This window comes from Sulfitobacter sp. 15WGC, assembly GCF_005068605.1.
GTDB lineage: Bacteria > Pseudomonadota > Alphaproteobacteria > Rhodobacterales > Rhodobacteraceae > Sulfitobacter > Sulfitobacter faviae.
In genome coordinates this window covers 37257-49352 of the sequence record NZ_SZNL01000004.1, presented here as the reverse complement: position 1 = coordinate 49352, position 12096 = coordinate 37257, and the positions used below count along the sequence as shown (strand labels likewise).

Here is a 12096-nt window from a genome sequence, read left to right as displayed (position 1 = left end):
TTGACCCTCCGGAACCCGCAGGCTACCCAATCTCCAACCGTATTTTCAGGAGTTTCCCATGGCCAACCCATCCTTGCTCATCCTCCCCGGCGACGGCATCGGCCCCGAGGTCATGGCGCAGGTCACGCGCATCATCGACTGGTTCGGCGAAAAGCGCGATCTGGCCTTCGACGTAGAGCATGAACTGGTCGGCGGCGCGGCCTATGACAAACACGGCACCCCGCTGCATGACGACACGATGGCCCGCGCCCTCGAAGTCGACGCGGTGCTGCTGGGCGCCGTGGGCGGCCCGAAATACGACGACCTCGACTTCTCCGTGAAACCAGAACGCGGCCTGCTCCGCCTGCGCAAGGAAATGGACCTCTTCTCCAACCTGCGCCCGGCACAATGCTTCGACGCGCTGGCCGATTTCTCCTCGCTGAAAAAAGACGTGGTCGCGGGCCTCGACATCATGATCGTGCGCGAACTCACCTCCGGCGTCTATTTCGGTGAGCCGCGCGGCATCTTCGAGGAAGGCAACGAACGCGTCGGCATCAACACGCAGCGCTACACCGAAAGCGAGATCGAGCGCGTTGCCCGCTCCGCTTTTGAACTCGCCCGCCGCCGCGGCAACAAAGTCTGCTCCATGGAGAAAGCCAACGTCATGGAAAGCGGCATCCTGTGGCGCGAAGTCACCCAACGAGTGCGCGACGCCGAATACCCGGATGTCGAACTCAGCCACATGTATGCCGACAATGGCGCCATGCAGCTCGTGCGCGCGCCCAAACAGTTCGACGTGATCGTCACCGACAACCTCTTTGGCGACATCCTCAGCGACTGCGCCGCCATGCTGACCGGCAGCCTCGGCATGCTGCCCTCCGCCAGCCTCGGCGCACCCAATGCCGATGGCCGCCCCAAGGCCCTCTACGAGCCCGTTCACGGCTCCGCCCCCGACATCGCAGGCCAAGGCAAGGCCAACCCGATCGCCTGTATCCTCAGCTTCGCCATGGCGCTGCGCTATTCCTTCGACCAAGGCGAAGAAGCCGCCCGTCTGGAAAAAGCCGTCGAACGCGCGCTGGCCGATGGCGCCCGCACCCCCGACTTGATGGGCCCCGAAGGCGGCACCCCCATCACGACCGAGGAAATGGGCGACGCCATCCTCAAAGCCCTCGACGCCAGCCTATAAGAAACTAAGGCGGGGTCTCACGCCCCGCCCCTTCCCCTTCATCCTTTCTCAAATACCCTCGGGGGAGCAGCCGCAGGCTGCGGGGGCAGCGCCCCCAATTACCCCCGCTTTCCGCAAACGCCACGCAAAATCCCTGCAACTGACCAATTGCCAAAGCTGCCAAGCTGCGCTATTGCGCTGCACATCGGTCGGGCTGTAGCGCAGCCTGGTAGCGCACCTGCTTCGGGAGCAGGGGGTCGGAGGTTCGAATCCTCTCAGCCCGACCAGATACCCCCCACAGCTCCCTAGGCCCAAAACTCGGATCGCTCCGCTCAGCCGTAGACCTTGAGCAGCATCCAGACCCCCATGCCCAGCATCATGACGTTCTCAGTAAGCGAGACGAACCCAAGCGGCACATTGCTCGACCCGCCGACGCAGGCGCATTTCAGTTCGCGTTTGTCGACATAGACCGCCTTGATCACCGAAACCGCGCCAATCGCGCCGATCACGATCGCCACGGGGGCCGAGAGCCAGGTCAGCGCCCCGGCGGTCATCAGAATACCCGCCAGCGCCTCCCCGAATGGATAGACCTTGCCATAGGGCACCCATCGCTGCGCCAGCAGGTCATAGTTCAGAAACATCGTCGAGAAGCTTTCGATATCCTGCAACTTCTGAACGGCGAGGAAACACATGGAGATCGAGATGAACCACTCGAAGGCCCGAAGTGTGAAGATGTTGCCGAATGCGTACCAAGAGAGCCCCAGTGCCATCAGGAAGGCCACGCCGAAAATGGCAATGACGGGCTGATAGCTGGTGTCCGATTGCTCTTCCTTGGGCTTGCCCAAACCGAAATGCACGCGCAGATCGTCGTAGCCGCCAATCCGCTCCCCCTCGATGAAAGTCTGCGGCGTGGTCTCCACACCCTCTTTCGCCATGAAGGCATCGGTCTCTTCGCGGGTCGTGAGGTGGTGATCTTCGACGTGATAGCCTTGCCGCTCCAGCAGGTCTTTCGATTTCAACCCGAAGGGACAGAGGTGTTGTTCCATCACCATCCGGTAGAGTTTCGCGGTCTTGCCCTGTCCTTCGGCCATCCTAACCTCCTTTTGCCTTTTCGAACGACGTCTCAAAGGAGGAACAAGTTTCCAGCGCAGGAGAGTTCCGCAAAGGGGCGATTTAGGTCAACCGGCAACCCTGCGCAGCGCGGCAGCGCGATGCCGCTCAGGCCAGTTTTCCCAGATGCGCGGCAGGAATCGTGACTGTCCAAGTCAGGGCGTTTTCGCTGGTCACCGTTTCCGCCGCGCCATTGACCATCGCGGGGGCCAATACAGACAGAACCTTGCTCCCGAAACCGGTGGCCTTGTTGGCTGAGGGGTCAAAGGTAATGCCGGTCTCGATCCACTGGAAACGCAGCCCCCCCTTTTCGGTATGAGACCAGTGGCATTGGATATCGCCGCAGCCGTCGCTCATCACCCCGTATTTCGTGGAATTCGTCGCCAGTTCATGCAGCGCCATGCCGATCAGTTGCAACGCCTGCGGTCCCAAAGCGACAGAGGGGCCATCCACATCCACCGCCTTGGCCTGCAAATGCAAAAACGGGTCCAACTGCGCGCGCACCAACTCAGCCAGATCCACCGAAGACCAGCCGCCATCGACCAGCAAATCGGTGGAGCGGGCCAGCGCCTGAATACGGGCCCCGAAGGATTTGTTGAACTCCGCGAGAGAGGCCGCCGAACTCGCCGTTTGACGCTGCATCGCCGTGACCAGAGAGAGCATGTTCTTGGCGCGGTGGATGACCTCACGCGAGACGAGATCGCGCACCTCTTCGGCCTTGCGCGTGGCGGTCACATCATGGTGGATGTTCGAGATCGAGACGATATCCCCCGAAAGTGTCCGAATGGGCGTGCAGGCGATGGTGACATGGCGCTCGGTGCCGTCCTTGGCCACGCGCACCGCATTGAATTGGCGCAGCTTGCCGGCCATGATCTGATCGCGATACTCAAGCACCCGCGTCGGCCACTCCGGCGGATACAAAAGCTCGACCGACTGGCCCAAAGCCTCCTCTTCCGTATAGCCGTAGAGCCGCTCGGCTGCCGGATTCCAGCTGATGATGCGGCCTTCCATGTCATAGGTCAGGATCGCTTCGCCCGTGGTGGCCACGAGGGCGGCAAAGGTTTCCGCCTGCACATGGGCACGTTCGATATCATCATCGCGCCATGCGGCGCGTCGTGACATTGCGGTGCTGCAACAGCAGGCAAGGCGCGCCTTGGATCGTCAAGCGGTTGGCGTTGAGTTGAAACCAGCGCCGCACCCCCGGCCCATCGCAGGGGTATTCCCCCTCAAAGGAAGTCCCGGTTTTCAGCGCTTGGCGCAGCCCTTCCAGAACCGTTTCCGCCTGCACCACGGCACCCATGGCCGCCGCTTCGCAGATGTCAAAGTAATTGGCCCCGACGTAATGCGTTCCGGCATCGCCGCCATTCTCTTCGCAAAACAGTTTCCACGCCATATTGACCGCGACAATCTTGCCGGTGGCGTCAAGAATGACCACCTCATCGGTCATCGCCTCGATCAATTCGTAATGGCTGGCGTCGAGCGTGACGCTTTGGGTGCTTTTCAACATAGCCCCACCATAGCGCGAATTCGACATTGTCTAAAGTTAACTTAGGTTTAATCGTTAAGGCCAGAATCCTTATTTTATCGGGTTTTGGCGGAAACCCTCCTGCCTCTGCGGCGGCTGCTCGCCCGCGCGTGAGGCTTGCAATCCGCGCAAATTCTGAAATAAGCCCCGCCATCCGGTCGCAGCCTACCCGGACATCAAAACAAGGGCCCCAAAATGAAAACACTTGTCATCTGCTCAGGCGGACTCGATTCCGTGTCGCTTGCGCATATCACCGCCGAGGTGCGTCACCTCACCCGGCTCGTCTCCTTCGACTATGGCCAGCGCCACCGCAAAGAGGTCGATTTCGCCCGGGCGGCGGCCGAACGGCTGGGCGTGCCGTTTCACCTGATCGACATGCGCGGGATCGGTGCGGCGCTATCGGGCTCCGCCCTGACCGATGATATCGACGTGCCCGATGGGCATTACGCCGAAGACACGATGAAGATCACCGTCGTGCCGAACCGCAATGCGATCATGCTGTCGATCGGCTTTGGCATTGCCGCCGCGCAGGGGGATGAGGCGGTGGCCACTGCCGTGCATGGCGGCGATCATTTCATCTATCCCGACTGCCGCCCCGGTTTCACCCGCGCCTTCGATGCGATGCAGCAGGCCGCGCTCGACGGCTATGCCGACGTGCGGCTGCACACGCCCTTCGTAGAGCACAGCAAGGCCGAGATCGTCCGCCAAGGCGCGCAGCACGGCACGCCCTTCGCTGAGACGTGGTCCTGCTACAAGGGCGGCGCGGTCCATTGCGGGCGCTGCGGCACCTGTGTCGAACGGCGCGAAGCCTTTCATCTGGCCAAGATTACCGATCCCACGGTCTACGCCGACCCCGACTATTGGACCACGGCCCTCGCCGCGCAGGGGGAAGGCTGATGTTCCGCATTCGCAAGGAATTCCACTTCTCCGCCAGCCACCAGTTGACCCACCTGCCCGACGATCATCAATGCGCGCGGCTGCATGGGCACAACTACATCGTCGTGGTCGAACTGGCCGCCGAGACGCTCACTGCCGATGGTTTCGTGCGCGATTACCACGACTTGAAACCGCTCAAGACCTATATCGACGATCACTTTGACCACCGGCATCTGAACGATGTGCTGGACGGCCCCTCCACCGCCGAGAACATGGCGAAACATTTCCACGACTGGTGCGCCGCCCGCTGGCCCGAGACCTCTGCCGTGCTGGTCAGCGAGACCCCGAAAACATGGGCGGAATACCGGCCATGACCCTGCGCATCGCCGAGATCTTCGGCCCCACCATTCAGGGCGAAGGCGCGCTGATCGGGGAGCCGACGGTATTCGTCCGCGCGGGCGGCTGTGACTATCGGTGCAGCTGGTGCGACAGCCTGCATGCCGTCGACAGCCAGTACCGCCATAGCTGGACCCCCATGTCGACCGAGGACATCTGGCGCCAGATCCGCAAGCTTTCCAAGGACCAACCGCTGACCGTCTCCCTCTCGGGTGGCAATCCGGCGATACAGGATTTCGGCCCGCTGATCCGCATGGGCAAGGCCGCGGGCTATCGTTTCGCCTGCGAGACCCAAGGCTCTATCGCGCGGCCATGGTTTGCCGAGCTTGATACGCTCGTGCTCTCCCCCAAACCGCCATCAAGCGGTGAGCGCGTCGATTGGAACGCATTCGACGCCTGCCGGACCCTCGGCGCGCAGGCGCGGCAGCAGGTGATGAAAATCGTGATCTTTGACGAGATCGACTACCATTGGGCGCGCGAAGTGCATGCCCATCACCTCGATATCCCGCTCTACCTTCAACCCGGCAACCCCGAGGTCGACCCCGCCACGCCGGTGGACCCGCAGGCGCTGGCCGACCGTTTGGGCTGGCTGACCGAGCTTGCCATGACCGATCACTGGTTCGCCCCCCTTATCCTGCCGCAGCTTCATGTCCTGATCTGGGGCAACAAGCGCGGCGTCTGACCGATGGAGACCCCCATGTCCGACGACATCTACAGCAATCTGAAACAGCTCGGCGGGGAAACCCGCATCCCCGCCAGCCCCGAAGAGGCCGAGCTTGAGCGTGTGCCGAACCCGCAGGCCGATGTGGCCTATAACGTGCGCTTCACCGCGCCGGAGTTCACCTCGCTCTGCCCGATGACCGGCCAGCCCGACTTTGCCCATCTGGTGATCGACTATGTGCCCGGCCCGTGGCTCGTGGAATCGAAATCGCTCAAGCTGTTTTTGACCTCCTTCCGCAATCACGGCGCCTTTCATGAGGATTGCACCATCTCCATCGCCCGCCGCTTGGCCGAGTTCCTCGACCCGCAATGGCTGCGGATCGGGGGCTATTGGTATCCGCGCGGCGGCATTCCCATCGATGTGTTCTGGCAAACCGGCCCCCTGCCCGAGGGCGTCTGGATCCCCGATCAAGGGGTGCCGCCCTACCGCGGGCGCGGCTGACCGGGCCCTCCCTACCTCCTACCCCCGCAGCATTCGGGGCGCGCGCCCACCCGCCCGCGCCCCGTTTTTTTCGGTGAAAACCGTGTGTTTTAGATCACAATATCTTCAGCAACTGCCTTCTTCCTTGAACCTCCAGCGGAGAAAGGCCGTTAGTCTCTCATACACGCATACGACCCTGCCCCGCGCAGAGAGGTCAACCACGGAGCGACCACATGCTGACAAGACGTCATTTCATTCAGACCACCACGGCGCTATTTTCCGGCGCAATTGCCACCCCCCTGATGGCCCGCACGCGCCCAAGCGCGGCAGAGAAGGCCGCATGGGATGCGCAGGTCACCCCAGCGGGCTTTGACCCGGCGACGAGCAACCCTTGGGGCGTCCACCCGCGCTTCTTGCCGCAGCGGGTCGTGGCGAATGACAACCTGCGCGTCGGTGACATCCACGTCGATGCGGTGGCGCGCTATATCTATCATATCGAAGAGGGCGGCACCGCCATGCGCTACGGCGTGGCGATTGCCCGTGGCAATCTTTATGAGCCGGGCACTTATACGATCAAGCGCAAGGTGCAATGGCCCCATTGGACGCCCACCCAAAACATGATCAAGCGCGATCCCGAGCTTTACGCGGGCCTCGAAGACGGCGTGCCGCCCGGCCCGGAAAACCCCCTCGGCTCGCGGGCGCTTTACCTCTTTGAAGGAAACCGCGACACCTATCTGCGCATCCACGGCACCCCGCAGCCGCAGAGCATCGGGGGCCGGGCAAGCTCAGGCTGTGTGCGGATGATCATGGCGCATATCAACCAGCTCTACCCGAATGTGCAGACCGGCTCGACAGCCTATCTCTATTCGGCGGAAGAAAGCGTTGTTGCCAGCAGCTAAGCTGGAACGAAAAACGGGGGCCGCTTGGCAGCCCCCGTTTCTATGTCAGGCTTGGCGTTTGGTGCAGATCGGATTGCCGCCTACCGCCCGCAGCGGCACCAGCGTCGTCTCGACCGGGCCGTTGTGCTGATACCAATAGCAGCCATCCTCCGGCAGCAACCGCGCCGTCGACAGATCTTGGTTCGGCGCGGCAAGGCTCACCACCGCCTCTGGCAGATTGCCCACACGGGCCGAGCCGCCCTGCGGCCCACTCGCCGGCACCGTACACCCGGCAACGGCCAGCAAGGCCGCCCCGATCACAAAAGTTCCTGTTTTCATCAAAGCCTCTGCCATTCCTGATTATATCTGGGGCAATCTGACAGACCGGATGGGGATTTCAAGGCACAAGGGGGTGAGGATGGTCGACAGCGCCCTACGCGCCGAATGGCGACCCCGGCAGGATTCGAACCTGCAACCTGCCCCTTAGGAGGGGGCTGCTCTATCCAGTTGAGCCACGGGGCCGACAGGCTTGGGTTTAGCGCAAGCGTCTGGCGATGTCATCGGCAGATTGGCAACCGAATGACTGCGCCTTGCAGCAGGGCTGCGGCAATGCTTGATCGCGCCTCCCGCTTCGCGCTACCTATGGGTGAGGCAAACAGGAAAACCAAATTGACCACACCCCCCAAACGCCCGTTGACCCTGCGTGATGTGTCCGATGCTTGCGGCGTTTCCGAGATGACGGTCAGCCGCGTCCTGCGCAAGCGTGGCGACGTGTCGGAGGCCACCCGCAACCGTGTTCTCGCCGCCGCCAAGGCGCTTGGCTATGTGCCCAACCAGATCGCCGGATCGCTGGCCAGCCAGCGCGTGAACCTTGTGGCGGTCGTGATCCCTTCACTGGGCAATATGGTGTTCCCCGAAGTCCTGAACGGCATCAACCAAGTGCTCGAAGACACGCCCCTGCAGCCGGTCGTGGGGGTGACGGACTACCTGCCCGAGAAGGAAGAGCGGGTGCTTTATGAGATGCTCTCATGGCGGCCCTCTGGCGTCATCATCGCGGGGTTGGAGCATTCCGACGCCACCCGCGCCATGCTGCGCAATGCGGGCATTCCGGTGGTCGAGATCATGGACACCGATGGCAAACCCGTCGATGCGATGGTGGGGATCTCCCACCGCCGCGCCGGGCGCGAGATGGCACAGGCGATCCTGCGCGAGGGCTATGAGCGGATTGGCTTCATGGGCACGAAAATGCCCCTCGACCACCGCGCGCGCAAACGGTTTGAAGGTTTTACCGAAGGGCTCGCCAAGGCGGGGGTCGAGATCGAAGACCGGGCCTTTTACTCCGGCGGCTCCGCGCTGGCCAAGGGGCGCGAGATGACGCAAGAGATGCTCGAACGCTCGCCTGACCTTGATTTTCTATATTATTCCAACGACATGATCGGTGCGGGTGGGCTGCTGCATCTGATCGACCAAGGCATCGACATTCCCGGTCAGATCGGCCTTGCCGGGTTCAACAACGTGGAACTGCTGCAAGGTCTGCCGCGTCAATTGGCGACGATGGACGCTTGCCGGAACGAGATCGGTCAGGCGGCGGCGCGGATCATCCTCAACCAGGCCCAGCCCGAGCCGGACCCGGAAATGCAAACCCAGATCACCCTGACGCCAACGCTGTCGCTGGGCGATACCCTGCGCCGCCGCCGTCAGGGGTGAGCCGCCCAAGGCTCGGCAATGGCGCCGCGCGGCGGTTGTTTCTGGCGCGTCACCTGCTGTCGGACCCGCCGCAGGGCCCAGCCAAGGGCGCGGCACTGCTCAAGCTGATCCATGATCTGGGCTTTGTGCAGCTCGACAGCATCAACACGGTGGCGCGGGCGCATGATCTGATCCTGTTCGCCCGCCGTCCGCGCTATCGCCCCGCTGCGCTCAAGCGGCTTTATGAAAAAGACCGGGCGCTCTTTGAGCATTGGACCCATGACGCCGCCGTCATCCCGATGGAATTCTACCCGCAATGGCATCTGCGCCGAACCCGCGATGCGGCCAAGTTGCTGGGCCGCTGGAAGGATTGGCAGCGGCACGACTTCGAAACACAGATGCAAAACGTGCTCGCGCAGGTCCGGGCCGAGGGCAGCGTCACCTCATCCGACGTGGGCCGCGACGAGCCGCGCAGCAGCGGCGGCTGGTGGCAGTGGCATCCCTCGAAAACCGCGCTGGAATATCTGTGGCGCAGCGGCGCGCTGGCCGTGACCGGGCGCGAGGGGTTTCGCAAGCGCTATGACCTGACCGAGCGGGTGGTGCCCGACGCGCTGCGTGACCCGGCGCATGCCCCCGACATAGAGCAGACGATCGACTGGTGCTGCGATCAGGCGCTGGCGCGCTTGGGTTTTGCCACGGCAGGGGAATTGGCCGCCTTCTGGGCCCATATCTCCCCCGCCGAGGCGCGCGGCTGGTGCGCGGCAGAACAAGCCGCGGGGCGGCTGGAGGAGATCGACGTTGAGGCCGCCGACGGCAGCCTGCGGCCCGCCTTTGCCCGCCCCGGCTGGGCCGATGACCCCGCCCTTACCCACGAACCGCCCAAACGGCTCCGGGTGCTCAGCCCCTTCGACCCCGCCCTGCGCGACCGCAAACGCGCCGCCCGGCTTTTCGGTTTCGACTACCGGATCGAGGTCTTCGTGCCCGAGGCGCAGCGCGAATACGGCTACTATGTCTTTCCGCTGTTACAGGGCGACAGGCTGGTGGGGCGGGTCGATATGAAGGCGCATCGCGATCTGGACGTCTTGCACGTCACCGCGCTCTGGCCCGAACGCGGGGTTCGCTGGGGCAAGGGGCGGCAAGCGGCCTTCGAGGCAGAGCTGCAACGCCTCCTCCCGCTGGCTGGGGTGCGCCGGGTCAGCTTCACCGACGGTTGGCTGCGCGTGCCACATTAGCCGAAACGGGGCGGCAGCAACCCTGCGTGAAACCAGTTGAGATAGCTGTGGATCGAATGCACGGGCCGCCCGGTCGCCGCCGCGATGTCGGAGGCATATGGCACCATGTTGGTGCATTCCAAAAGGATCGCCCCGACATCCGCGTGGGCCTCCACCAGCCGCTGCGCCGCCTGCACCATCTCGGCCCGTGCCTGCCCCACGTCGAGGTCGGGCAGATTGCCGAGGATCGTTCGGGCGAAACTACTGCCCTCCATCCCCACCACCGGGCTGCCCTCGGGCACAGCCGCCGCGCGCAAATGGGCGGGCGAAAGCGTGGCGGCGGAGATCGTCAAGATGCCCACCCTTTGCCCCGGCGGCAGGCAGGCCGCGATCTGCGCCGCCTGCTCCAACGCAGAGGCGGCGACAGGCACGCCCAGCGCTTCGGCGAGGCGAGGCCGGATCAGCGCCAAGAACCCGCAGGTGGTGGCGATGCCCGTGCAGCCTTCGGCGATCAAGTCGCGCCCCACAGCGATAAAAGCCTGCACGAAGGGCTCGATATCGTCGCACACGATCGCTTCAGGCGTGGCCCCCGGCACCACCGCATAGCGCACCGGGAAATCCCAACTGCCCGCATGGCCGACATCCCCCAGAATGCGGGGAAACCGCGTGTCCAGCATGAGGATTCCCAGCCGCGCGCCCGTCTCGTTTGTCATATGCCCTCCGTTTGGGCGCAGGGTGCCTTTGCGGGCAGGGCGAGACAAGCGAAACCCTAACGATGACATTTTATCAGCATTTTGTTGACGTGATGATTTTTTGTGTAAAAGATGCCCCAAAGGAAACAAGCCATGACCCAACGCGAAATCGAAAGCCGCCACCCATGAGCCAGCATGTCGTCGTTATCGGCGCCGGGATCGTCGGCGTCTCTGCTGCGATCTGGCTGCGCCGCGCCGGGGCGGAGGTGACACTGGTCGACCGGGCCGAGCCTGGGCGCGGCACCTCGCATGGCAATGGTGGCGTGCTGGCGGCGGCGGGCGTCGCGCCGGTGACCGGCCCGGGCCTGCTGCGCAAATCACCGGGGATGCTGCGCGACCCTGAGTTTCCGCTGTTCCTGCGCTGGCCCTATCTGGCCCGCCTGCTGCCATGGCTGCGCCGCTACATGGCCCACGCCAATGACCGCGATACCCGCCGCATCTCTGCCGGGTTGGTGCCCATCGTGAGCGACAGCGTGGCGCAGCACAAAGCCCTCTGCGCCGATCTGGGGCTGGAGGATTGGGTCCGCGACAGCGACTATTGCTTTGCCTATACCAACCGCGCGGCCTTCGAGGCTGAAGCCTACACATGGGCGCTGCGCCGCGAGACGGGTTTCGAGCCGGAAATCATCGAAGGCGGCGCGGTCAGGGAATTCGACCCGGCCTATGGGCCGCAGATCACCTGCATCGCACGGCTGGCCGACCACGGCTTCATCGCCGACCCCGGCAGCTATGTCCGGGCGCTGGCCAAAGCCTTCGAGAAGATGGGCGGCACCATCCGGCAGGCCGAGGTGCAGGACGTAGCGATCACCGACGAAGAAGTCACTTCGGTCCTCACCGATCAAGGCCCCCTGCCCTGCGATGACGTGCTGCTGGCGACTGGTGTCTGGTCGAAACCGCTCATGCGCAAACTGGGGATCAACGTGCCGCTGGAATCCGAACGCGGCTACCACATCGTCTTCAAGGATGCTGAGGGCGGTCCGTCGCGCCCCACCATGATGGCGGCGGGCAAATTTGTCGCCACGCCCATGGCCGAAGGGCTGCGCTGTGCCGGGATCGTCGAGTTCGGCGGGCTGGAAGCGGGCGCGTCCAAAGCCCCCCTGGCGCTGCTGCGCCGTCAGGCCAAGGCCGCCTTTCCCCATCTCACCGCCACGGAAGAGATCGAATGGCTGGGGCACCGACCCGCCCCCAGCGACTCGCTGCCCCTCATCGGGCAGATCGGGACGAGCCGGGTCTACACTGCCTTCGGGCACCATCACATCGGGTTGACGGGCGGGCCGAAAACGGGCCGACTGATCGCCGGATTGATCACGGGGCAGACGCCAAACACGGACCTGACCCCGTATCACCCCCAACGCTTCGACGGTTGACGCCAAGCGT

Annotated in this window: 14 protein-coding genes and 2 tRNA genes; 10 read left to right on the top strand and 6 right to left on the bottom strand. The window is 63.7% G+C overall.

Going from position 1 to position 12096, the window contains the following annotated elements; all coding sequences use genetic code 11:
- The first annotated feature begins 58 nt into the window (after positions 1-58).
- Both leuB and FCK22_RS04455 read left to right on the top strand, forming a co-directional pair.
- On the top strand, positions 59-1165 hold the full coding sequence (gene leuB, locus FCK22_RS04460; RefSeq protein ID WP_067268505.1) for a 3-isopropylmalate dehydrogenase: 1107 nt from the start codon (positions 59-61) through the stop codon (positions 1163-1165).
- Between the two features lie 189 nt (positions 1166-1354).
- Positions 1355-1431, top strand: a tRNA-Pro gene (locus FCK22_RS04455).
- A gap of 45 nt (positions 1432-1476) precedes the next feature.
- On the opposite strand, the gene FCK22_RS04450 is transcribed toward FCK22_RS04455, so the two are convergent.
- The 3 genes from FCK22_RS04450 to FCK22_RS04440 all read right to left on the bottom strand — a co-directional run bounded on the left by FCK22_RS04450 (position 1477) and on the right by FCK22_RS04440 (position 3761).
- A complete protein-coding gene (locus tag FCK22_RS04450; RefSeq protein WP_067268503.1) occupies positions 1477-2235 on the bottom strand; it encodes a glutaredoxin in 759 nt (252 codons plus the stop codon).
- A gap of 127 nt (positions 2236-2362) precedes the next feature.
- A complete protein-coding gene (locus tag FCK22_RS04445; protein WP_136720252.1) occupies positions 2363-3376 on the bottom strand; it encodes an HWE histidine kinase domain-containing protein in 1014 nt (337 codons plus the stop codon).
- Positions 3348-3761, bottom strand: coding sequence for a PAS domain-containing protein (locus FCK22_RS04440; RefSeq protein WP_169306058.1), 414 nt, complete (start codon positions 3759-3761; stop codon positions 3348-3350). Before FCK22_RS04440 ends, FCK22_RS04445 begins: the two co-directional genes overlap by 29 nt.
- 213 nt (positions 3762-3974) lie before the next feature.
- Here FCK22_RS04440 and queC point away from each other — a divergent pair, with 213 nt between their 5' ends.
- The 5 genes from queC to FCK22_RS04415 all read left to right on the top strand — a co-directional run bounded on the left by queC (position 3975) and on the right by FCK22_RS04415 (position 7091).
- Positions 3975-4676: a 7-cyano-7-deazaguanine synthase QueC gene (gene queC / locus FCK22_RS04435; RefSeq protein ID WP_067268499.1), complete on the top strand. Its 702-nt coding sequence runs from the start codon at positions 3975-3977 to the stop codon at positions 4674-4676.
- Complete coding sequence (gene queD, locus FCK22_RS04430; protein ID WP_067268498.1) at positions 4676-5029, top strand: 6-carboxytetrahydropterin synthase QueD; 354 nt, start codon at positions 4676-4678, stop codon at positions 5027-5029. Before queC ends, queD begins: the two co-directional genes overlap by 1 nt.
- Positions 5026-5733, top strand: coding sequence for a 7-carboxy-7-deazaguanine synthase QueE (gene queE, locus FCK22_RS04425; RefSeq protein WP_067268497.1), 708 nt, complete (start codon positions 5026-5028; stop codon positions 5731-5733). Before queD ends, queE begins: the two co-directional genes overlap by 4 nt.
- 15 nt (positions 5734-5748) lie before the next feature.
- Complete coding sequence (queF, locus tag FCK22_RS04420; protein ID WP_067268534.1) at positions 5749-6213, top strand: preQ(1) synthase; 465 nt, start codon at positions 5749-5751, stop codon at positions 6211-6213.
- A 212-nt stretch (positions 6214-6425) separates the two neighbouring features.
- Positions 6426-7091: a L,D-transpeptidase gene (locus FCK22_RS04415; protein ID WP_067268495.1), complete on the top strand. Its 666-nt coding sequence runs from the start codon at positions 6426-6428 to the stop codon at positions 7089-7091.
- 45 nt (positions 7092-7136) lie between these two features.
- Here FCK22_RS04415 and FCK22_RS04410 read toward each other — a convergent pair whose 3' ends face one another.
- Positions 7137-7409: a hypothetical protein gene (locus tag FCK22_RS04410; RefSeq protein ID WP_067268532.1), complete on the bottom strand. Its 273-nt coding sequence runs from the start codon at positions 7407-7409 to the stop codon at positions 7137-7139.
- Between the two features lie 106 nt (positions 7410-7515).
- Positions 7516-7592, bottom strand: a tRNA-Arg gene (locus FCK22_RS04405).
- A gap of 147 nt (positions 7593-7739) precedes the next feature.
- Here FCK22_RS04405 and FCK22_RS04400 point away from each other — a divergent pair.
- Together FCK22_RS04400 and FCK22_RS04395 are read left to right on the top strand one after the other, a co-directional pair.
- Positions 7740-8777, top strand: coding sequence for a LacI family DNA-binding transcriptional regulator (locus FCK22_RS04400; RefSeq protein WP_067268531.1), 1038 nt, complete (start codon positions 7740-7742; stop codon positions 8775-8777).
- On the top strand, positions 8774-9988 hold the full coding sequence (locus FCK22_RS04395) for a crosslink repair DNA glycosylase YcaQ family protein (RefSeq protein WP_136720250.1): 1215 nt from the start codon (positions 8774-8776) through the stop codon (positions 9986-9988). The genes FCK22_RS04400 and FCK22_RS04395 overlap by 4 nt, the downstream gene beginning before the upstream one ends.
- Here the strand turns inward: FCK22_RS04395 and FCK22_RS04390 are convergent.
- The gene (locus FCK22_RS04390; protein WP_067264957.1) at positions 9985-10680 is read right to left on the bottom strand and encodes an aspartate/glutamate racemase family protein; all 696 of its coding nucleotides are present in this window, start codon (positions 10678-10680) and stop codon (positions 9985-9987) included. The genes FCK22_RS04395 and FCK22_RS04390 overlap by 4 nt on opposite strands.
- Before the next feature lie 164 nt (positions 10681-10844).
- Here FCK22_RS04390 and FCK22_RS04385 point away from each other — a divergent pair, with 164 nt between their 5' ends.
- Positions 10845-12086: an FAD-binding oxidoreductase gene (locus FCK22_RS04385; protein ID WP_067264959.1), complete on the top strand. Its 1242-nt coding sequence runs from the start codon at positions 10845-10847 to the stop codon at positions 12084-12086.
- The last annotated feature ends 10 nt before the right edge of the window (positions 12087-12096 follow it).